This is a genomic window from Microbulbifer sp. CAU 1566, from assembly GCF_023156515.1.
GTDB lineage: Bacteria > Pseudomonadota > Gammaproteobacteria > Pseudomonadales > Cellvibrionaceae > Microbulbifer.
In genome coordinates, this window is sequence record NZ_JALNMG010000005.1 from 131,519 (window position 1) to 153,186 (window position 21,668).

The window sequence follows — 21,668 nt, forward strand, 5'->3', positions numbered from 1 at the left end:
CATGTGAGCGGCGAACTAAACCTGCGCCCCTCGGCAACTCCTGGGAATCCTGCGGATGGAAAAACCAAACAATTTGGACCAAGCCCACTATAACCCGCCAGTATTTTACGCGGCTACCACCGTGCTGCTGCTGATGGTGGCTTATGCGGTGATTGCACCCGAGCATGCCACCGCCACTTTCAAGGCACTGCAATCCTGGGTCGTGGTACACATGAGCTGGTACTACGTGCTGGTGGTCGCGATCATTCTGGTCGGCACCATCATGATCGCATTTTCCAGCTTCGGTGCGATCAAGATGGGACCAGAGCATGCGGAACCCGAGTACGATTTTGTCTCCTGGTTTGCCATGCTGTTTTCCGCCGGTATGGGCATAGGCCTGCTTTTTTTTGGCGTCGCCGAGCCGGTCATGCACTATCTGGAGCCCCCGGTGGGTGAAACAGGTACCGTGGCGGCCGCCCGCGAAGCCATGGTGATTACCTTTTTCCACTGGGGGTTTCACGCCTGGGCCATCTACGCCATCGTCGCCCTGATCCTCGCCTATTTCAGTTACCGCCATAAACTGCCGCTTACTTTGCGTTCGGCACTCTACCCCATGATCGGCGACCGCATCTATGGTCCCATCGGCCACGCCGTTGATGTGTTTGCCATTGTCGGTACCGTATGCGGCGTCGCCACAACCCTGGGCTACGGGGTGTTGCAGATCAACTCCGGGCTCAATCATTTATTCGGACTACCGGTGGGCGCCGGTGTCCAGGTAGCCCTGATTATTGTCACCACCATTCTCGCCACCATATCGGTCGTGATGGGCCTGGATGCCGGTATCAAGCGACTGTCGCAAATCAATATGACCTTGGCCGGGATCATGCTGGTGATGGTGCTGCTGCTGGGCAGTACCGTATACCTGTTGCAGGCTTTTGTGCAGAACTTCGGCAGCTATCTGTCTGAAATCGTCAGCAAGACATTCAACCTGTTTGCCTACCAACCTACGGATTGGCTCGGTGGTTGGACCATCCTCTACTGGGGTTGGTGGATGTCCTGGTCTCCCTTTGTCGGACTGTTTATCGCGCGCATTTCCCGCGGCCGCACCATTCGCGAGTTTGTTGTCGGGGCAATGATGGTACCGGCGATCCTGACCATGCTGTGGATGACCTTTTTTGGGAATTCTGCCATTCATATGATTCTGAATGAGGGACTTACCGAGCTCGGGGAGATAGTCGCGCAAGACCAGTCTGTTGCCCTCTTCCAGTTCCTGGAGCAGTTTCCTTTCTCCTCGGTATTTTCGTTCGTGGCAGTGATCATGGTGATTGTGTTCTTCGTCACCTCTGCCGATTCCGGAGCACTGGTGGTCAACATGCTGTCATCCCATGGCCGCGACGATACCCCGCTGTGGCAACGGATATTCTGGTGCTTTCTTATTGGTGTGGTTGCCATTGCGCTGCTGCTGGCGGGCGGGCTCGGCTCCCTGCAGACCGCGGTCATCGCCAGCGCCCTGCCATTCTCCGCGATTCTGCTGGTGGCTATGTATGGACTGATCACCGCGCTGCGCACCGATACGGTCAAACGCATTACCCAGAGCGCCATCGTCGCGCCGATCAGTGCCCGCAATCCGGTGGTCTGGCAACGGCGCCTGAAAAACGCACTGCAACTGCCATCACTGTCAGAGGTACACGAATTCATCCGCGATACCGGTAGACCGGCACTGGAGGAGTTCGCTGCGGAAATACGCAAGAATGGCTACGAGGCGACAATCTCGGAAAGTGAAAACGCGTCGGTGCAGATTGAAGTACTCCAGGGTGAAGAGGTCAGTTTCATTTATGGCCTGCACCCCAAAGCCACCATCAAGCCCGATGCCAGCAATCCGGAACAGGAGCTGGACGACAGCTACGACGATGGCTCGCCGGACAAGTATTTCCGCGCGGAAGTCCACCTCTACGAGGGCGGCCAGGATTACGACGTGATGGGCTGGACCAAGGACCAACTGCTGACCGATATGGTGTCGCAATACGAGCGCCACCTGCAGTTTCTGCATACCTTGCGATAAGGCGGCACTTCAAACGCAAATTCAGGCGCCAGAACTGGCCTGGTGTTTCGTAAATACACGCCAAACCAGTTCGTGACCAATCAGACGAAATTAGTTTCGACAGATCTTCCAATCCCACGTTTGGCTCGGTTAATATCGGACAGGTTCCGGTATTAACCGGACTTACACCACATAAAAATAACGACGCAAGCACAGGCCAAAAGCCGTTCAACGGCCAATCCATAACACTGTGCATCGCGATGTAAGGAGATAGACATGCCCAACGCCAAGCGCAGCCTGGCGGCCGCCATAGCGGTTGCTTCCCTGACCTCCGGCCTGAGCACCTTTGCCCAGGCCTCTGCTGACGACTCCCCCTTCTCACAAGTGATCGCCTTCGGTGACAGCCTTACGGATGTCGGTAACGCCGGTGTATTCACCAGTGGCGACAGCAAACAGGCAGCCATCAGTCTGATGTCCCAGAACCTGGGCTTGGGCCCGGTAGCCCCCTCCTGTGCCGGCATGTACCTTTGTCTTCCCGAGGTTGACCCGACGCTGAGTGAAGAACAACTGCTGGCGTCCGCGCAGGCACAGGTGCGCGCGGCGCTGCCCAATGTGGGCGGCGGTTGGGCCGTAGGCGGACACCGTGCGGCGGATGTACTGCTGAACATTCTCGGCACCCACGGCTACCTGCAATACCTGGATGAACAGGGCCTTACCCTGAATCCCAACGCCCACAACTTTGCCAGTGCCCTGTTGCCAGATCCCACCCGCGAAACGTCCACCGGCCTGTATGCCGACCTGACCCTGTTGGGCCTGCTGCTCCAGGGGCCAGATGCAGTAGCACAACTGCGTGCAGGTGCCGCCCAGGCAGAAGCACAAGGTGATGCGACCACTGCTGCACAACTCACTGCCCAGGCAGACGGGCTGCAGGCGCAAATCGACGCGGCGCCCGCCGCCATCGTTGCCGATTCCGGCAGCACCGGTAATCCGCACCCCCTCGGACTCGGCTACCTGGAAACGAATAGTGGTCGCGCCGATGGCCAGGCACTGTACTGGGTAAACGGCGGCGGCAACGACCTGCTGGCCGGATTTACCGCAGCGCTCAGTGGCACCATTACCGCCGAACAGTTTGGCGCCCAGGCCGGCCTCGCCGCCAGCATGCTCGCGGACGGTGCCGAAGCACTTTCAAATGCAGGTGCGAATTACATCCTGGTTTCCAATGTGCCGGACATCAGCAGTACCCCCGGTATGTACGCCGCCGTGAGCCAGGCGGTAGCCGCCAGCCCGGAGGCCGCGCAACTGGCCGATGCGGTAACCGCAGGACTGATGACCCAGGAGCAAGCGGACGCGCAATTGGCTGCCGCCATTGACAGCACCCTCGCCCAGGCCAGCGGCGCCGTCACTCTGTTCAACAACACCCTGCTGACAGACGCCCGCGATATCGACGGCGTGCTGATGGTGGATATGGAGGGCATTCTCAAGGTCACCCTGGAGAATGCTGCGGCCATGGGCTTCTCCACAGAATTTGACCAAAGCACCCTGTGCTATGACGGCGGCAGCTGTATCGAGCATCCGGTCTACGGTAAAAACGGCAGCGCCCCGGATGCCAGCAAGCTGGTATTCAACGATGCGGTACACCCCACCCAGGCAGCACAGGCTGTACTGGCGGACTACTACACCGCGGTAGTCAATGCCGCGCAGGTTGCCGGCCAGTTGCCGGATATGGGCCTGCAGGCGTCTCGCAGCCACGTCAGTACGTTGGAGGAGAGTTTCATTGGCAGCCGCTATCGCACGGCGGAAACCGGTGTCTTTGTCAGCGGTGTGTTCGGCAACAGCGACTATGACAACAGCCTCGCGCCAACCGCCAGTGGCGACGCCAGCGGCAGTCTGATCGGTGCCGGCTATGCACTGCGCGACAATGTGCAGCTGGGTTTCGCCGTCAGCCGCTCCGACCTGTCCCTGGATAACAGCCAGAGTAACGTCGACTCCACTTCCACCAACTACAGCCTGTACAGCCGCTTCCATCACAATGAGTTTTTTGTGGACGCCAGCGTGACCATGACCGATGTAGACTACGACCGCATCGGCCGCCAGCTGCAGTTGGGCAACCAGTTCAATGGCACCCTGGAAGCAGCCACCAGCGGCGAAAACACTACCCTGGACCTGACCGGTGGTCTCAATATTTCTGCTGGCGACTCCCGCTTCGGTCCTTTTGCCGGGGTTACCAAAGTCACCGCGGAAGTCGACGGCTACGGTGAAGACGCAATGGACGGCTTTACCTACACCGGCGCCAACGGCGAGCAGATGGACCCCTTCGGGATGAATTTCGGCAGCCAGGAGCGCCGCTACACCACCATGCGACTCGGTGCCTTCGCCGACAAAGCCTGGGGCAAGGTGAGTGCCTATGGACAAGTCTGGTATGAAGACACCACCGGTACCGAAAACGATTCGCTGGAAGTGGGCGTCAAGTCCATGACCGGTAACATGAACGCCATGCCCAGTTACGCCAGTAAGGACACCGGACTGTTTGAAGATGGTGCCGGCGCACTACTGGGACTGCGCTGGCAGGCAGCCGATGCCATTGCGGTAAGCGCCAACCTGACGGCCCGTCCGAGCTCAGAGCAGGGTTCACTCAACGTAACCTACCGCTTCTGATTTTTTCAGGGCCGACCTTTTATCGCGCCCACTTCGGTGGGCGTTTTTATTGGTAAAAAAACACTGTATGTACCTGTTAACGACCGAACGCCTGCAATTGCGCGAACTGACCGACAGCGACGAAGATGCGCGCTTTACCCTTGCCCTGGTCAACGACCCGGACTTCCATCGCTATATCGGCGACCGCGGTGTGCGCACGGTGGAGCAAGCCCGCCATTACCTGGTTCAGGGGCCCATCACCATGTACCGGCAACATGGCCTTGGCATGTACCGCGTCGAACTGAAAGATGGCACCCCCGTCGGGCAGTGCGGACTTTTGCGCAGGCAGGGACTTGATGATGTGGATATCGGCTTTGCCTTTTTCCCCGAATACCGCGGCAAAGGTTATGCACTGGAAGCCGCCAGTGCAGTCATGGCCTGGGGCAAACAACAACTGGGGCTGCGCCGGATTGTCGCCATCGCCTCTCCGGACAATCGCGCTTCTATCCAATTGCTGGAAAACCTCGGGCTGACCAGAGAGGGCAACATCACCCTGCCCGGTGACGATGAAGAACTTCTGCTGATGGGCTGGACCCAAGCGAAGTAAGGCCCACACCTCAAAACAAAAAAAGCGAGCCGAAGCTCGCTTTTTTTGTTTTCTACGGATCCTTCTTAATCCGCACTAGTGCGCACTGGCAGAACCGGCGCCCTGTGGGAAGCGAATGCTCTCCACCATTTCCTGAACATCTTCCGGCGCTTCGCGGGTCACTTTAGCCACCGCAATGGCCACCGCAAAGTTCAGCAGCATACCCAGGGTACCGATGCCCTCCGGCGAGATACCGAACCACCAGTTGTCCGGGGTATTCGCCGCCGGATTGATGAACTTGAAGTAGCAGATATAAGCCGCGGTAAACAGGATACCGGAGACCATACCGGCAATGGCGCCTTCCTTGTTCATCCGTTTGGAGAAGATCCCCATGATGATGGCCGGGAAGAAGGACGACGCCGCTAGCCCGAAGGCGAAGGCCACCACCTGCGCCACAAAGCCTGGTGGATTGATCCCGAGATAACCGGCGATACAGATGGCCACCGCTGCCGCGGAACGCGCGTAGAGCAGTTCCTTCTTCTCACTGATATTCGGCATCAGATTCCGCTTGAGCAGGTCGTGGGATATAGAAGTGGAAATCACCAGCAACAGACCCGCCGAGGTGGACAGTGCAGCGGCGACACCGCCGGCAGCAACCAGTGCGATCACCCAGGCCGGCAAGTTGGCAATTTCCGGATTCGCCAGCACCATGATGTCGCGATCGACACTCATCTCATTGCGCTCGTCACCGGAGTAGAACATTTTGCCGTCGGCATTCTTGTCTTCCCATTTGATCAGACCGGTTTCTTCCCAGTTACTGATCCAGCTCGGTGCTTCCGCGTGGGCGGTGCCCTGGCCGTCGGCGCCGTTGATGGTATCGATCATGTTCACCCGCGCGAAGGAGGCGATGGCCGGCGCCGTGGTATAGAGCAGTGCGATAAACAGCAGTGCCCAGCCAGCAGATTTACGTGCATCGCGTACTTTCGGCACGGTGAAGAAGCGCACAATCACATGCGGCAGACCAGCGGTACCCACCATCAGCGCGGCGGTAATGAAAAATACATCAATGGTACTTTTGGTGCCCGAGGTGTATTCCGCGAATCCGAGTTCCGCCGAGAGGCCATCGAGTTTATCCAGTAAATAGGTACCGTCCGACAGCATGCCGCCGAAGCCGGTCTGCGGCAGTACATGGCCGGTCATCATGATGGAGATGAAAATTGCCGGCACCATGTAGGCGAAAATCAGTACGCAGTACTGGGCTACCTGGGTATAGGTAATCCCCTTCATACCGCCGAGGACCGCGTAGAAGAACACCACACCCATACCGATGACCACACCGGTGGCAATATCCACTTCCAGGAAGCGGGAGAAGACCACACCCACACCGCGCATCTGCCCGGCCACATAGGTGAAGCACACGAAGATCGCACAGATCACCGCGACGGTGCGCGCGGCCTGGGAATAGTAGCGATCACCGATAAAGTCCGGCACGGTAAATTTGCCGAATTTGCGCAGGTAAGGAGCCAGACAGAGTGCCAGCAGCACATAGCCACCGGTCCAGCCCAGCAGATACACCGCGCCGTCGTACCCCATAAAGGAAATCAGGCCGGCCATGGAAATAAACGAGGCCGCCGACATCCAGTCCGCCGCCGTCGCCATGCCATTGGCCACCGGGTGCACGCCGCCACCGGCCACATAGAAATCAGTGGTGGAACCGGCACGGGCCCAAAGCGCGATACCGATATAGAGAACGAATGTCGCACCGACAATCAGGAAAGTAAGGCTCTGTACGTCCATGGCTCAGTGACCTCCCTGCAGTTGTTGTGCTTCAGGCTGCGCGTCGGAAGCGTCGGCCTGCGCTGCGGGCTCGTCATCCTCGTAGACACCGTATTTGCGATCCAGCTGATTCATCTTGTAGACGTAGACAAAAATCAGCGCGAGGAACATATAAATGGCACCCTGCTGGGCAAACCAGAAGCCGAGCTTGAAACCGCCAATACGAATCTGGTTCAGCTCATCCACTAATAAGATGCCGCAACCAAAGGACACCACAAACCAAACCACCAGCAAGCTGAACATCAGCTTGAGATTCTCTCGCCAGTAATCACTGGCCTTCTGTTTATTCTCGAAACTCATCGTCGTTACTCCACTATTATTGTTCGCTGGTTGAGATCGAAATCATCTGTGCCGTGAGCAAGGCGCTCCCGAAAACATCAGAATACATATTTGACGGAAAACTGCAGTCGCTGGAGCTCTCCGCTGTCATCTGCCAGTAAGCCGCTCAGGTTTTCCACTTCCTTGCTGGCAAAAATATACTCGCCTCCAAGGGTCATCTTCGGCACCGGTGAATACATCAGGTTCAGGTGCAGGCTCTGGTAGGAAGAAGGCGTCATATCGGAAACGATATCGGGGTTATCCGCGGCCGTCGCGGAGAGCACCAGGTTGCTGCGCCACTCGTCACTCCAGAAGTGCCGCAGGGCCACATAGCCACCGTGCTGGTCGATCAGTTCGATATCCCCGTCGACCGGGTCAATAATGCCGCCGCGATAACTGTTCAGGCCCAGGTAGCGCCCCAGCGCATTGCCATAGCTGTACATAAAGCGCAGGTCGTCGCGCCCCAGTTGCCACTTGCCGGCCAGGCTGATTGCGTAGCCCTGTTCCGATTCATTGCTGCCATCGGTGTGGTCGTAGGCCAGTTCGCGGCTCATCGAAGCAATGGAATAATTGAGGTCGCCGATGCTGTTGTCGTAACGCAGGATCAGGTCGGGGCGAGAGTTATCGTCGTAAGGATTTTCCGTACCGTTGTACAGGGTCGTTGCCGGGTTTTCTGCAGCGATCTGTACCTTGCCGCTGCCTAACCCCTGGGTATAGCGGATCTGCGGCTGACGCTCGAATACGGTGCCGACAGGGCCGACAAAATCCAGGCCTTCCGGCAGCGTGCCCACGTTAAAAAAGGTAGACCAGGCCTGCCCCGCCAGCAGCGAGCGCTCACCATCGATATTCCAGTCAATATACGCATGGCGCAGGCGCTGGGCGTAAGAGTTACTGATGCGCTCATCCCCCTGGGCACCCGCCATGGCGTCAATCTCGAGATGAGTATTCACACTGCCGGCACCCAGCTCAGTAGAGGATTTGAAGAACAGGCGGGTGGATTTTGCATGGGCGTTGTAGTGCATATCCCCGCCTTCACCGCCGATGGGAATCGTGGAGGGCACCAGGAAATCCTCGCCGATGCCGGCGGTTGCCGCGCTGCCGTCGGAGTAATCGCTGAAGATACTGTCCAGTTTGATATAACCGCCGATCTGGATATCGGTATTGCCGAAGGTCGTGGTCTTGGGTGGTTCCGGGTTTTCCACCACTGGCTTATCGCTGGACGCCTGGGTTGCGGCCAGTTGATCCACCTGCGCCTGCAGTTCGGTAATACGCTGCTGCAGCTGGGCGGCGGTCATTTCTGACGATGCCAATTCGTCTGACTGGGCCGCCAGTGCGGGCAGTCCATTCACCATCGCTGCCAGCGCCACCGCGCCGGCCAGTTTGCTTTTTATTATTTTTACTGACATAGCCGTTGTCCTTACCGTTGTCTTTGACTCTTGTTATCGAAGAGGGGAATAAGCAACTCCAAGCAAACAACTTCACGGCGCACTCGGGTATTAACCATTGGTCTAAATTGGCGGTCGGGTTCGACCAATGTCTAGGTGCGCAACTGGTACACAGCGATAGTAACTGCCCCTCTCTTTAGCTGCCTTTCGACTTTTGTCTAATACGACCTGCCGCGGCCCCGGTGCCAGAATGCACCGCATAAGAATCTGCACTGATGAGAGGCCTGACCGTGACCAGCCAACAAGAAACCTATTTGGTACCCGAAAGCTACGCCGCCAACTCCCTGCTGGACGAAGACCGCTATTTCGAACTGTACAACCGCTCGATTCAGGACCCAGACGGCTTCTGGCGCGAGCAGGCCCAGCGCATCGACTGGATCCAGCCTTTTACCCAGGTCAAGGACACCTCCTTTGCCAAGGACGACCTGCATATCCGCTGGTTTGCCGATGGCAAGCTGAACGTCGCTGCCAACTGCCTCGACCGACATCTGGAGAAGCACGGTGACGACACCGCCATCCTGTGGGTAGGCGATGAGCCGGGCACCGCGCGCGAGATCAGCTACCGGGAACTGCACCGGGACGTGTGCCGCTTTGCCAATGGCCTGAAAAGTCTTGGCGTAACCAAAGGCGATGTCGTGACCATCTACATGCCGATGGTGCCGGAGGCCGCCGTGGCAATGCTCGCTTGCGCCCGTATTGGTGCCGTGCACTCGGTCGTGTTCGCCGGCTTCTCCCCGGAAGCGCTGGCCGGGCGTATGGACGACGGCCAGTCCCGCATCCTGGTTACCGCCAATGCCGGCCGCCGCGGCGGTCGCTCGGTGCTGCTGAAACAGAATGTCGACAAGGCGGTAGCCCTGTGCAAGGAAACCACCGTAGAAAATGTGGTGGTATTCAACTATCTCCAAAACAGTACCGACGATGCCACCGACTGGAACCCGGCCGTAGACCGCGACTATGGCGAACTGATCGCCGCGCAAAGCGACGACTGCCCGGCAGAAGTAATGAGTGCAGAAGACCCGCTGTTTATCCTCTATACCTCGGGCTCCACCGGCAAACCCAAGGGCGTACTGCACACCAGTGGCGGTTACATCACCTATGCCGCGCTCACCCACGAATACGTGTTTGATTACCGCCGCGGCGAGCGCTACTGGTGCGCTGCGGATATCGGCTGGATCACGGGCCACAGTTACATCCTCTACGGGCCGCTGGCGAACGGCGCCACCACCGTGATGTACGAAGGTGTACCCCACTACCCGGACGTTACCCGGGTGGCACAGATCATCGACGATCACCAGATCAATATTCTCTACATTGCCCCCACGGCCATTCGCGCGCTGATGGCGGAAGGCAACAAAGCCGTCGCGGGTGCCAGCCTGGAAAGCCTGCGCCTGTTGGGCACCGTGGGCGAACCGATTAACCCAGAAGCCTGGAAGTGGTATCACCGCACCTTCGGACGCGGCCAGTGCCCGATTGTGGATACCTGGTGGCAGACGGAAACCGGCGGCGCCATGCTCACCCCCCTGCCCGGCGCCACCGCACTCAAGCCCGGATCCGCCACCCGCCCCTTCTTCGGCGTGCAACCGGCACTGGTGGATAACGAGGGAAATATTCTCGACGGCGCAACCGAAGGCAATCTGGTGTTACTGGGCAGCTGGCCCGGGCAAATGCGCACCGTATTTGGCGACCACCAGCGCTTTGCCGATACCTATTTCAGTACGTTTGAAAACATGTATTTCACCGGCGACGGCGCGCGCCGCGACGAAGACGGTTACTACTGGATCACCGGCCGTGTGGATGACGTACTGAATGTGTCCGGCCACCGCATGGGCACCGCGGAACTGGAAAGCGCACTGGTCGCCCACGAGGCCGTGGCCGAAGCCGCGGTGGTGGGGTACCCACACGACATCAAGGGCCAGGGCATCTATATTTACGTAACCCTGAACAGCGGTATCGAACCCAGTGAAGAAATGCGCATAACCCTGCGCAACTGGCTGCGCTCCGAGATTGGCCCCATCGCCACCCCGGACGTGATCCAGTGGGCACCCGGCCTGCCGAAAACCCGTTCCGGCAAGATCATGCGCCGTATCCTGCGCAAAGTGGCGGCGGACGAATGCGACCAGTTGGGCGACACTTCCACCCTTGCCGATCCGGGCGTGGTGGACAACCTGGTGGCCAACCGCGCAGCGGTGACCAGTTAATCAAGCGACCCCGCACGATCGGCAGCAGACCCCGATAAAAAATAACAACAGGAATCGGTGGGATTTTCCCGGTACACTTTTTCACCTGTGCTCTTTTGGCAAGCTATCTGGGAGCACGGGTGTTACCGAGGTATTACTGAGGTACTACTGAGGTATTACCGAGAAAAGTCCCACCGCCTAGGGATGCATAGCGATGAACGATCACACCGACAGCGGGCAACCTGCCCGACAATTCATTATTGCGGACGACCACCCCCTGTTCCGCAATGCCCTGCGCCTGTCGATCCAGCAGACCTTTCCCGGCGCGGTCATTTTTGAAGCCTGCGATATGCAGAGTCTGCAGCAGTGCGTGGCAGACCACCCCCACTGCGACCTGCTACTGCTGGACCTGCATATGCCCGGTGCCCACGGTTTCAGTGGGCTTATTTTCCTCAGCGGCCAGTATCCACAACTGCCGGTGATGGTGGTTTCGGCCAATGAAAAACCGGAAATCATGTGCCGCGCCATCGACTACGGGGCCTGCGGCTTTTTGCCCAAGTCGGCGCCCGTAGACCAAATAGCAGAAGCCTTAGAACAAAGCCTGGAAGGTGAGATCTGGTTACCACCAGCGGTAGCCGAGCGCTATGAATCGGCTGGCACGGCAGACGACAACGAGGTGGTGGATGTCATTGCCACACTGACCCCGCAGCAATTTCGCGTCGCCACCATGCTGGCAGAAGGGCTGCTGAACAAGCAGATCGCCTATGAAATGCAGGTCACCGAGGCCACCGTGAAAGCGCACCTCACCGCACTGTTTCGCAAGCTGGACGTCAATTCGCGCACGCAAGCGGTACTGGCGCTCAGCAGTCTCGATGTGGAGGCTCCGGGGCAATTTTCGCCGCCCCAGAAACCCGCCTCCAAAAGTAACCAGGTCAACTGATATTGCTTTTAGCCGTGCGCGCCAGACGCCGCACCAGATTGCGTAACACCGCCGGCTTCACCGGTTTGGGTAAATAAAACCAGCCGTGCTCGGTCGCCGCACTGCGAATTTCTTCCGACGTATCGGCGCTGACCACAATGCCTGGTAAGTCGCTCTGCCAGTGCGCACACAAGGCCTCCAGCGCATCGATGCCGGTGGCATCCCGGTCCAGGTGATAATCCACGATCACCAGCGCCGGTGGACTGCGCAGTTGCCAGCGCGCCAGCGCCTCGTCCAGTGACACCGCGGTGACCACCCGGCAGCCCCAGCCACTGAGCAAACTCTCCATACCGCGCAGAATCTGCCGCTCATTGTCGATGCACAACACCGGTACCGCCGACACATTCGCTACCTCGGCGACACTGGCGGCTTCCGCCGGCGTTTCGCGGGCTTTACCGAGGGGCAGGCGGATACTGAACATGGAGCCACACCCGGGAATGGATGCCAGCCCCAGCTGGTGCCCCAGCAGATCCGCACTGCGGCGGGCGATGGCGAGACCGAGTCCCAGCCCCTTGTCTGCGCTGCGCTCACTGCTGCCGAGACGCACAAACTCATCGAAGATTTCCTCTTTTGCGCTATCAGCAATACCGGGGCCGGTATCCCACACCTGAATCTCCAGCTGCGGCTGGCCGTTACTGTCGGTGCGCCGGCGCACACCCAATAGCACGCGGCCGCGCGCCGTGTAGTGCAAGGCATTGCTGAGGAAGTTCTGCAGTATCCGTCGCAGCAGGTGGCGATCGCTGATGACCCAGGCGTCCGTGGGCACATACCTCAGTGCCAGGCCACGTTCACTGGCGAGCGCAGAGAATTCGGCATTGAGTCCGTCGAGCAACTGGCGCAGGGGAAAGTGGTCCCGTTTCGGCGTCAGGTTACCGGCATCCAGCCGGCTGATTTCCCGCAGTGCGCCGATCAACTGTTCCGCCGAAGTGAGTGCGCTGTCGATGTAGTGAATATCGTCGCCCATTTCCCGCCAGCTGCCCGCGGCGGCCTTGTTTTGCAAGGAGGCGATAAACAGGCGTGCAGCATTGATCGGCTGCAACAGGTCGTGGCTGGTGTGAGCGAGGAAGCGGGTTTTGGCCGCGTGCAGTTCACGGATTTTTACTTCCGCTTCAGCGCGACGGCGATTCTCCTGCTGCAGCGCGCGGTTGCTGTCGGAGAGTTCCGCGGTGCGCTGCTGCACCCGATCCTCCAGACTGCGGCGGGTTTCTTCCAGGGCATCCACCGCCGCGCGATATTCGCTGATGTCGGTAAAGGTGGTGACGAAGCCGCCCCCGGGCATCGGGGTTCCACGTACTTCCACAATGGCACCGCTGGGCAATCGGCGCTCGAAGCGGTGGGCACTGCCATGGCGCAGCAGGTCCAGGCGCCGCTCGATATGCCCCTCCAGCGCCTCGGGATCCTCCCTGTCACCATAGAGGCCGCGCTCGGCATTGTGGCGATAGAGCGACGCCACCGGGCAGCCGATATACAGCAACCGCTCGGGGTAATCGAACAGCTCGAGATACTGGCGGTTCCAGGCCACCAGCCTCAGCTCCGCATCCACCACGCTGATGCCCTGGCTGATGGTTTCCACCGTGGTCTGCAGCAGTTCCTGACTGAAGCGCAAACGCTGCGAGGTGCTATCCACCAGCCGCGCGATATCCTCCAGCTTCAGCGGGCGGTTGCTGTAGAGCAGCCCCATTACCTGATTCGCCGCGGCAGAGCCGACGATGCCAGCGAGAATGCGTTCGGCATCGGCAATCACAAAACGTGAGGCGGCATCATCCGGCAGCAGGCGCTGCTGGCTACGCAGTTCAAAATCATTCCAGATTTCTTCCAGCCGCGCCGGTCCCACAAAGGGTTGTAACAGGCTGCGTACCTGCCCCATGCGGATGCCGCTTGGCACCAGATCCGGAGCCGGTTCTCCTCCCTGTTCCGGTGTTACGAAAGCCTGTGCCTGGCGCCGGTCGTTGTCGTCCTGGCGACACCAGAGCGACACGCCAACCAGCAATACAATGTTCCCCAGCAGGCTCCAGAAGACACCGTGGCTGAGCGGATCCAGCCCGCCGACACCGAACAGCTGCTGCGGGCGCAATGATTCAACCCCGAACAATCCTCGCTGGAGCAACTCCGCCTCCGGGTACATGGCGGGCACAACAAGGCAAAACAGCCACAGGCCATAGCCGGCGATCAGCCCCGCCCAGACGCCGCGCCGGTGCGCACCTGGCCAGTAAAGTGCGGCAATCAAGGCCGGCGCCAGTTGCGCAGCCGCCGCAAAGGACAACAGACCGATGGATGCCAGCGCCTCGGTGCCGGAAATGGCGTGGTGCACCCCCCAGCTCATCAGCATCAAAAGCAGAATACTGAGACGGCGGATCAGGCGCAGGTGATTACCGAGGGACACCGCGGTGAGCCGGGTAAAACGGCTCAGGTACAGCCACACCGGCGCTACCAGTTCGTTGGAAACCATCACCGCCAACGTCAGCACCGCAACAATGACCATGCCCGTGGCCGCGGAGAAGCCACCGATATAGGCGAGCATGGTCAGGGTGTTGTGGCCGCCCTGTAGCGGCAGTGTCAGTACCAGGCTGTCTCGCGCACTCAGCCCCGCTGCCACCAGCGGCTGGCCGGCGAGGGAAATAGGGAGAATCAACACCGAAAAAAGCACCAGATAGGCCGGCAGCAACCAGCGCGCAGTGTGCAGGTCTTCCGGGCTGCGGTATTCCACCACCGCCATATGGAACTGGCGCGGCAGGCAGATGATCGCCGCCATCGCCAGCAGAGTCTGGGTGACAAAATTGATATCCGGTGCCAGCCACTGTAACCGCGGCTGCCACTGCACTTCCGGCAGGCCGCTGCCGCCGGTGATCAGCAGCCACAGCGCCAGTACCGCGACCGCCGCAAAGGCAAAAAGCTTCACCAGCGATTCCAGTGCGATGGCAGCGACCACCCCCACATTGCGCTCGCGGCCCTCCAGGTGACGGGTACCAAACAGAATGGCAAACAGCCCCATCAACAGGGCGGTGGCCAGCGCGGTATCGAGATCGACCAAGCTGTCGCCATCCGCGCTACCACCAATGACGTCCCACCCCATGGTCACGGCCCGCAACTGCAGCGCGATGTACGGCAAACTGCCCACAATGGCCAGTAGCGTCACCAGCGCGGAGAGCCCTCGGCTTTTGCCATAACGGGAGCCGATAAAATCGGCGATGGAGGTGACCTTCTGGCGCTCACCCACCTGCACCAGTTTCTGCAGGAAACCACCGGCAAACAGGAACAGCAAGATGGGTCCCAGGTAGATCGGCAGGTAGCTCCAGGTGTTGCTGACCGATTGCCCCACCGCGCCGAAGAAGGTCCAGGAGCTGCAGTACACCGCCAGGGTCAGGCCGTAAATGATGGGGCGAAAATGCTGCATCCACTGCGTGTGCCGGCCCGCACGCCAGGCAACCACAAACAGCAGCACCACATACAGCAGGGCAAAAAGCAGCAACAGGGGTTTGCCGATCATGAATTCCTCGCGCACCGGATCCGATGACCCTGTATAACCGATGGCGACAGCCGGGGGCAATTGGATAAACGTCGAAAGCGCCTCGCAAAAAAAATGCGGCAGGTCTCTCCACCGCATTTTCCTGCGTCAGTTTTTCTCACCGGCCATGTTTACCCGCTGGCCATGTTTACCCACTGGCTATGTCGATTCAGATAGTGCGAAATTCACCATCTCCGCGTAGAGCGGATCGGCCTTGTTGAACTGCGCCAACATGCGTGTCTGGACAGATGCGTTGGCCTGGCGCAGACCGCCGGCAATATTGTCCACCAGCTGCTGTTTCTGGTCATCGCTCATCAGGCGGAACAAGTCCCCGGCCTGGGTGTGGTAATCCTCCCCATCCTGGCTGTAGGGCTTGATCCAGGCATCGTGCTCCAGTGGCATCGGCGGTTCGGCCACCTCCGGTACCGGTGCAGGCGCGCCCTGATGGATGCGATCGTTGGGGTAAAAATTCACACTGCGATCCTGATTCGATGCCGCGCCACCCAGCGGACACATACCGGCAAAAGCACCGTCGCGCTGGTAGTGGTGCACCGGACAGCGCGGGGCATTGACCGGGATAGTATTCACGTTGGCACCCACCCGGTAGCGGTGTGCATCCTGATAGGCAAACAGCCGCGCCTGCAGCATCTTGTCCGGCGAGGCGCCGATACCCGGCACCAGATTGCTGGGAGCAAAAGCAACCTGCTCGGTCTCGGCAAAATAGTTTTCCACATTGCGGCTCAGCTCCAGCATGCCGATGTCGACCAGCGGCGCCTCGCTGTGTGGCCACACCTTGGTGAGGTCAAACGGGTTTACCGACAGTTTTTTCGCCTGTTCCTCGGAGAGAATCTGCAACTGGACTCGCCACCTGGGATAGTCGCCCTGATCAATGGATTCCACCAGATCCTGCTGTGCACCAAAGGCCGGATAATTACCCGCCTCTTCACTGCGCACATTCTTGATGCCCTGCTGGGTTTTCAGGTGCCACTTCACCCAGAAGCGTTCACCGCGTTTGTTCCAGAAACTGAGGGTATGTGAACCGAAACCGTGCATATGCCGGTAACTCAACGGAATACCACGATCGGACATCAGGATAGTCATCTGGTGCAGCGACTGAGGGTGATTCGCCCAGTACTCGAAGCTCGCCGCAGGGTCGGGAAGATTGGTGCGCGGATTCTTTTTCTGGGAGTGAATAAAATCCGGAAACTTGGACGGGTCATTCAAAAAGAACACCGGGGTATTGTTCCCCACCAGATCGAAGTTGCCCTCTTTGGTGTAAAACTTCACCGCAAAGCCCCGGGGATCGCGGGCGTAATCGCTGGAGTCCTGACCGCCGCCCACCGTAGAAAAACGCACGAATACCTCGGTATCAGTACCGGGTTTCTGCAGAAAATCGGCAATGGTCCAGTCGCTGAGGTCTTTGTTCAAACGAAAGGTACCGTAGGCGCCGGTTCCACGGGCGTGAACCACTCTTTCGGGGATGCGCTCGCGGTTGAAGTGCGCCAGTTTTTCAAACATGCGGAAGTTATCAAACGTGAGCGAGCCGCGCTCACCGGCAGAAATGCTGTTGTTGTCGTCGGCAATGGGTGCGCCGGCGGAAGTCGTCAGCTTGTTGTGGCTCATGGCTCGGTTACCTCTTTCCATTTTCCATCAAGCTCCGCTGCAACACCCATCCGGCCTCGTGAGTCAGGGGGTGGCAAGCATTCACCGGTTGGATTCTTGTCCCTTGTGGAAAGTGGCGCTTGAGTCAGGTCAATTTAGACGGAAGTCCAACAAAATAAATTTGAACGGCATCTGGAATATTTTTCCGCCATCGATTTGACAGTGAGAGGTGCTCAACTAGGCTTATTGCGGGAGTTTGCTCCTCGTATTTACCGCAAGACCACTGCCGGCAACACCATGAGCCGCCAGACAATAATTGACGAGAACCACGCCATGATCATCGCCACCGACATGCCCGAAGTTTCCAGCTGTGCCGCCACCAGCTGTGCCTACAACACCGATTCTGCCTGTCACGCCCGCGCCATCACCATCGGCGATGGTGACCAGCCAGACTGCGATACCTACTTCAATAACAGCCATCACACCAAGCGCGAGCGCCACGCCGGCGTGGGTGCCTGCAAGGTCACAGCCTGCTGTCACAATGAAGACTTCGAGTGCGGCGCGGATCAGATTGAACTGGGGTACAGCGGAAACACCGTGAATTGCCTGACCTACGCACACTGAGCAAACTCACATTCACAAAAAAAGGGAGGGAAGCCTTGGCTTCCCTCCCTTTTTATCGAACGTCAGTTTTGCAGGATGCCCGGTCAGTCGGCGACCTTTGATCCCTTGAGCCCGTAGTAAGCGATGTAGGCATAGCACACCACTGGCACCAAGAAAGAGATCTGCAGACCCGCGCTATCGGCCACAACCCCCTGGATCAGCGGTACTATCGCTCCCCCGACGATGGCCAGGCACAGAACACCGGAAGCCTGACCGGCTTGTTTGCCGAGGCCCTGAAGCGCAAGACTGAAGATGGTGGGGAACATGATGGAGTTGAACAGCCCCACCAGCAGAATCGCCCACATAGCGGCTGCACCCGAACCCAGAATGGCGGCAAACACCAGCAAAATCGCTGCGACCGCGTTGAACGCCAACACCAGCCCCGGCGATACCTTTTGCATCACCGCCGCACCAATAAAGCGGCCGATCATCGCACCACCCCAATAGTAGGCGATATAGTGTGCCGCTTTCGCCTCTTCCATTGCCGCAACACTGTCGAGACCGAGGAAGTTCACAAGAAAGCTGCCGATGGAAACTTCCGCGCCCACGTACACAAAAATACCCACGGCACCCAGCACCAGATGACGGTGGGACCAGACAGAGCTCCCCTCTTCCGCCACGGCCTTGTCAGCCTGCATGTCAATCTGCGGCAGCTTTAGCCGGCTGAAAATCACGGCCAGAGCCGCCAGCACGCCAGCCAGCATCAGGTAAGGGACTTTCACCGCATCCGCTTCCGCATCCGCGCTTAGCGCATCCGCACCAACGGTAGCAGCAGAGAGAATCAGTACGCCGCCAAAGAAGGGGGCAACGGTGGTACCCAGGGAATTAAATGCCTGGGTCATGGTGAGGCGACTGGATGCGGTGGCCGGATCGCCGAGAGCGGTCACATACGGGTTGGCAGATACCTGCAGCAGGGTGATACCCGAGGCGAGCACAAACAGTGCGCCGAGGAATACAGGGTATGAGTGACTTTCGGCTGCCGGGTAAAACAGCAGGCAACCAAGTGCCGCTACCGCGAGACCGCCCACGATGCCCTTCTGGTAGCCGATACGCTTAACCAGCGCCCCGGCAGGCAGGGAAACTGTGGCATAGGCACCGAAGAAGCAGAACTGGATCAGCATCGCCTGGGTGTAACTGAGATTGAAGACCGCTTTCAGGTGGGGAATCAGGATATCGTTGAGGCAGGTCAAAAAGCCCCACATAAAAAACAGCACCGTGAGTGCTGTCAGCGCGAAACGGAAATTGCCACCCTCGCTGCTGGTGGACGTCTCAATCGGAATATTGGTCACTGGCGCCTGGGTCCCGGCCATAGTTCACCTCTTATGATAGTTATTGTGCCTGTTTCATCATCGTATGAATGGCTGGTCGAAATGGAGTAACGATCTACGGGAGACTGGGGACACGATCGCCATGTGCGTACTTTCTAGCGGCTTCCCCCCGGTCTCTCCATAGGATTGAGACGTACCAAACCAGGCCATCCAATCCCCGCCATATACAAATTTGGCGGAGACATAAAGAACATCACGGCAGACTATCACGGTGAATCTGCACCGGTTGGTGCCACTTTGCGCTGTCGCGTCCCACTTTCACGGCTAGTGAGAAGTGGGAGCAAAGTTGATATTGAGTGGACTTTTAACGGCTCCTCCGCTCAGACATTGCCACCGCAGGAGCCGGAACCACCTCTTCTGCGCGCAAGTTAACCGCAACATTTTCGATGACCATACACTCGCCCAAGGCACTGGCGGTAACAATCGGCGCTTACTTTACCTCTTCCCCATGAGCCTGCTTATCCGCGTGATAGGACGAACGCACCATCGGACCACAGGCCGCGTGTTTGAAGCCGATCTGCTCGGCGTAAACCCGGTACTCTTCAAACTCATCCGGGTGCACGTAACGCTGCACCGGCAGGTGCTCCTTGCTCGGCTGCAGGTACTGGCCGATGGTGAGCATGTCGATATCGTGTTCGCGCATGTCGTCCAGTACTTCGAAAATCTCTTCCTTGGTCTCGCCAAGGCCCACCATCAGGCCGGACTTGGTGAGTACGTCGGGGCGGCGCTTTTTATATTCCTGCAGCAGTTTCAGGGACCACTTGTAATTGGCGCCGGGGCGGGACTCGCGGTACAGGCGCGGCACGGTTTCCAGGTTGTGGTTGAACACGTCCGGGGCATCCACTTCAAGAATATCCAGCGCGATATCCATGCGGCCGCGGAAGTCCGGGGTCAGGATTTCCACCTGCAGGTTCGGCGACAGTGCGCGAGACTGTTTGATGCAGTCGGCAAAGTGCTGGGCACCGCCGTCGCGCAGGTCGTCGCGGTCCACCGAGGTGATCACCACGTAGCGCAGGCTCATGGCGGCAATCGCTTCCGCCAGTTGCTGCGGTTCATTCGGATCCAGCGGGTTTGGCTTGCCGTGGCCCACATCGCAGAAGGGACAGCGACGGGTACAGATCTCGCCCATGATCATGAAGGTGGCGGTACCGCCACTGAAACACTCACCCAGGTTGGGACAGCTGGCTTCTTCACACACGGTGGCAAGTTTCTGCGAGCGCAGAATGCTTTTAATGCGCTCCACTTCTTTGGACGCTTTGACCGAAGGCACCTTTACCCGAATCCACTCGGGTTTGCGCAGGGTCTGGTCACTGGCGATCACCTTCACCGGGATACGCTCTACCTTGTCGCCGTCGCGCAGCTTTTCGCCCTGCTGCAGGCGGCGGGTGCGTTTTACCGGGCTGATTTCCGGCACGGCAGTTTCGGGTACTGCAGAGGTAGCGATGATTTCCGGCTTGTCGGTATCAAAACGTTCAGACATTGCTCATTCCTGATTCGGTATCGGGCTCAATCCCCGCCACCAAAAATAAATTCTCGTCCACCGGCTGCCAGTCGGCTGCCGGTAATTGCAGTCTGCGCTGCAATGCGGCTACAAAAATCTCAGCCACTTTTTGCCATTCCGGCGCAGGCTGGATCACTTCGGTCATCTGCACCATCTGCATGCCCGCATATCCACAGGGATTGATCCGCAGAAAGGGGCCCAGATCCATATCGATGTTGATGGCGATACCGTGGAAGCTGCAGCCGCGGCGCACCCGCAGGCCAATGGAGGCAATCTTGTTGCCGGCACGGGGACCATCCGTGAGGTAAACACCGGGCGCATCCGCGCGCGGCGCGGCGGCAATCCCGAATTCCGCCAGCATATCGACGGTGGCCTCTTCCAGCGCGGTTACCAGGTCCCGTACTCCGACTTTGCGGCGGCGCAGGTCCAGCAGCGGGTAAACCACCAGCTGGCCGGGGCCGTGGTAGGTCACCTGACCACCGCGATCCACCTGCACTACCGGGATATCGCCGGTATTCAGCAGGTGCTCGGCTTTGCCGGCCTGGCCCTGGGTAAATACGGGGGGGTGTTCAACGCACCAGATCTGATCCACGGCGTCGTTGCCGCGGGTATCGGTGTAGTGGGCCATGGCACGCCATACGCTTTCGTAATCGCGCCGGCCCAGATTGCAGATGGCCAGATCTTGTACGGCCATCAAATCACCATATGTACGCCGTCAAGGGCGACAAGTTCTTCGGTCAGCGCCTGCAGTTGCGGCTCTCCGGTTGCAACGATGAAGAAGGTCACAGAGGTAAACTTGCCATTGCGGCTGGGCTTGTGCTTCATCTTGCTCTCGTCCAGATCCGGCGCATGGCGGCGCATCACTTCCAGAACAAGCTGGTGCAACTGCTCGTCGGCGTTTCGCAACACCTTGACCATATAGTCTTCACAGGGAAATTCGATTTTCGGAGGCTGCTGCTCTGAATCCTGGGTCATACCACACTCACTTGGCCGCAGGTCAGAAGTGAAGACGCGGGGACGGATCCCTGCGGGAAACGCGGCCGGGCGGCGATTATACAGTGCGAGTCGGGGACT

Annotated in this window: 15 protein-coding genes; 6 read left to right on the top strand and 9 right to left on the bottom strand. The window is 58.9% G+C overall.

Annotated features, from left to right (window positions below):
* The first annotated feature begins 55 nt into the window (after positions 1-55).
* The 3 genes from betT to M0G74_RS13510 all read left to right on the top strand — a co-directional run bounded on the left by betT (position 56) and on the right by M0G74_RS13510 (position 5,261).
* A complete protein-coding gene (gene betT / locus M0G74_RS13500; protein WP_248218003.1) occupies positions 56-2,041 on the top strand; it encodes a choline BCCT transporter BetT in 1,986 nt (661 codons plus the stop codon).
* A gap of 255 nt (positions 2,042-2,296) precedes the next feature.
* A complete protein-coding gene (locus tag M0G74_RS13505; RefSeq protein ID WP_248218006.1) occupies positions 2,297-4,675 on the top strand; it encodes an autotransporter domain-containing protein in 2,379 nt (792 codons plus the stop codon).
* 67 nt (positions 4,676-4,742) lie between these two features.
* Positions 4,743-5,261: a GNAT family N-acetyltransferase gene (locus M0G74_RS13510; protein ID WP_160154283.1), complete on the top strand. Its 519-nt coding sequence runs from the start codon at positions 4,743-4,745 to the stop codon at positions 5,259-5,261.
* 75 nt (positions 5,262-5,336) lie between these two features.
* Here M0G74_RS13510 and M0G74_RS13515 read toward each other — a convergent pair whose 3' ends face one another.
* From M0G74_RS13515 to M0G74_RS13525, 3 genes are all read right to left on the bottom strand, one after another.
* Positions 5,337-7,037, bottom strand: a complete 1,701-nt coding sequence (locus M0G74_RS13515) for a sodium:solute symporter family protein (protein WP_248218008.1) — start codon at positions 7,035-7,037, stop codon at positions 5,337-5,339.
* A 3-nt stretch (positions 7,038-7,040) separates the two neighbouring features.
* On the bottom strand, positions 7,041-7,376 hold the full coding sequence (locus M0G74_RS13520) for a DUF4212 domain-containing protein (protein ID WP_160154285.1): 336 nt from the start codon (positions 7,374-7,376) through the stop codon (positions 7,041-7,043).
* Between the two features lie 77 nt (positions 7,377-7,453).
* The gene (locus M0G74_RS13525) at positions 7,454-8,800 is read right to left on the bottom strand and encodes a DcaP family trimeric outer membrane transporter (RefSeq protein WP_248218010.1); all 1,347 of its coding nucleotides are present in this window, start codon (positions 8,798-8,800) and stop codon (positions 7,454-7,456) included.
* A gap of 269 nt (positions 8,801-9,069) precedes the next feature.
* Here M0G74_RS13525 and acs point away from each other — a divergent pair, with 269 nt between their 5' ends.
* Together acs and M0G74_RS13535 are read left to right on the top strand one after the other, a co-directional pair.
* Positions 9,070-11,037: an acetate--CoA ligase gene (gene acs, locus M0G74_RS13530; protein WP_248218011.1), complete on the top strand. Its 1,968-nt coding sequence runs from the start codon at positions 9,070-9,072 to the stop codon at positions 11,035-11,037.
* A gap of 193 nt (positions 11,038-11,230) precedes the next feature.
* Entirely contained in the window at positions 11,231-11,956 is a 726-nt protein-coding gene (locus tag M0G74_RS13535; RefSeq protein WP_248218018.1) for a response regulator transcription factor, read from the top strand.
* On the opposite strand, the gene M0G74_RS13540 is transcribed toward M0G74_RS13535, so the two are convergent.
* Both M0G74_RS13540 and M0G74_RS13545 read right to left on the bottom strand, forming a co-directional pair.
* The gene (locus M0G74_RS13540) at positions 11,949-15,482 is read right to left on the bottom strand and encodes a PAS-domain containing protein (RefSeq protein WP_248218021.1); all 3,534 of its coding nucleotides are present in this window, start codon (positions 15,480-15,482) and stop codon (positions 11,949-11,951) included. The genes M0G74_RS13535 and M0G74_RS13540 overlap by 8 nt on opposite strands.
* Positions 15,483-15,659: 177 nt before the next feature.
* Positions 15,660-17,123, bottom strand: coding sequence for a catalase (locus M0G74_RS13545; protein ID WP_248218028.1), 1,464 nt, complete (start codon positions 17,121-17,123; stop codon positions 15,660-15,662).
* 276 nt (positions 17,124-17,399) lie between these two features.
* On the opposite strand from M0G74_RS13545, the gene M0G74_RS13550 reads away from it, so the two are divergent.
* Complete coding sequence (locus M0G74_RS13550) at positions 17,400-17,726, top strand: DUF1540 domain-containing protein (protein ID WP_248218036.1); 327 nt, start codon at positions 17,400-17,402, stop codon at positions 17,724-17,726.
* A gap of 83 nt (positions 17,727-17,809) precedes the next feature.
* Here M0G74_RS13550 and M0G74_RS13555 read toward each other — a convergent pair whose 3' ends face one another.
* The 4 genes from M0G74_RS13555 to M0G74_RS13570 all read right to left on the bottom strand — a co-directional run bounded on the left by M0G74_RS13555 (position 17,810) and on the right by M0G74_RS13570 (position 21,569).
* Entirely contained in the window at positions 17,810-19,075 is a 1,266-nt protein-coding gene (locus M0G74_RS13555) for a sugar MFS transporter (protein WP_160154290.1), read from the bottom strand.
* Positions 19,076-19,523: 448 nt separating this feature from the next.
* A complete protein-coding gene (gene lipA / locus M0G74_RS13560; protein WP_248218057.1) occupies positions 19,524-20,573 on the bottom strand; it encodes a lipoyl synthase in 1,050 nt (349 codons plus the stop codon).
* Positions 20,566-21,288, bottom strand: a complete 723-nt coding sequence (gene lipB / locus M0G74_RS13565) for a lipoyl(octanoyl) transferase LipB (RefSeq protein ID WP_248218060.1) — start codon at positions 21,286-21,288, stop codon at positions 20,566-20,568. The genes lipA and lipB overlap by 8 nt, the downstream gene beginning before the upstream one ends.
* The gene (locus M0G74_RS13570; RefSeq protein ID WP_248218065.1) at positions 21,288-21,569 is read right to left on the bottom strand and encodes a DUF493 family protein; all 282 of its coding nucleotides are present in this window, start codon (positions 21,567-21,569) and stop codon (positions 21,288-21,290) included. The genes lipB and M0G74_RS13570 overlap by 1 nt, the downstream gene beginning before the upstream one ends.
* Positions 21,570-21,668: the final 99 nt, after the last annotated feature.

Coding starts and splice junctions, on each gene's coding strand:
- betT (WP_248218003.1), top strand. CDS start 56: ATGGAAAAACCAAACAATTTGGACCAAGCCCACTATAACCCGCCAGTA.
- M0G74_RS13505 (WP_248218006.1), top strand. CDS start 2,297: ATGCCCAACGCCAAGCGCAGCCTGGCGGCCGCCATAGCGGTTGCTTCC.
- M0G74_RS13510 (WP_160154283.1), top strand. CDS start 4,743: ATGTACCTGTTAACGACCGAACGCCTGCAATTGCGCGAACTGACCGAC.
- M0G74_RS13515 (WP_248218008.1), bottom strand. CDS start 7,037: ATGGACGTACAGAGCCTTACTTTCCTGATTGTCGGTGCGACATTCGTT.
- M0G74_RS13520 (WP_160154285.1), bottom strand. CDS start 7,376: ATGAGTTTCGAGAATAAACAGAAGGCCAGTGATTACTGGCGAGAGAAT.
- M0G74_RS13525 (WP_248218010.1), bottom strand. CDS start 8,800: ATGTCAGTAAAAATAATAAAAAGCAAACTGGCCGGCGCGGTGGCGCTG.
- M0G74_RS13535 (WP_248218018.1), top strand. CDS start 11,231: ATGAACGATCACACCGACAGCGGGCAACCTGCCCGACAATTCATTATT.
- M0G74_RS13540 (WP_248218021.1), bottom strand. CDS start 15,482: ATGATCGGCAAACCCCTGTTGCTGCTTTTTGCCCTGCTGTATGTGGTG.
- M0G74_RS13545 (WP_248218028.1), bottom strand. CDS start 17,123: ATGAGCCACAACAAGCTGACGACTTCCGCCGGCGCACCCATTGCCGAC.
- M0G74_RS13550 (WP_248218036.1), top strand. CDS start 17,400: ATGAGCCGCCAGACAATAATTGACGAGAACCACGCCATGATCATCGCC.
- M0G74_RS13555 (WP_160154290.1), bottom strand. CDS start 19,075: ATGGCCGGGACCCAGGCGCCAGTGACCAATATTCCGATTGAGACGTCC.
- lipA (WP_248218057.1), bottom strand. CDS start 20,573: ATGTCTGAACGTTTTGATACCGACAAGCCGGAAATCATCGCTACCTCT.
- lipB (WP_248218060.1), bottom strand. CDS start 21,288: ATGGCCGTACAAGATCTGGCCATCTGCAATCTGGGCCGGCGCGATTAC.
- M0G74_RS13570 (WP_248218065.1), bottom strand. CDS start 21,569: ATGACCCAGGATTCAGAGCAGCAGCCTCCGAAAATCGAATTTCCCTGT.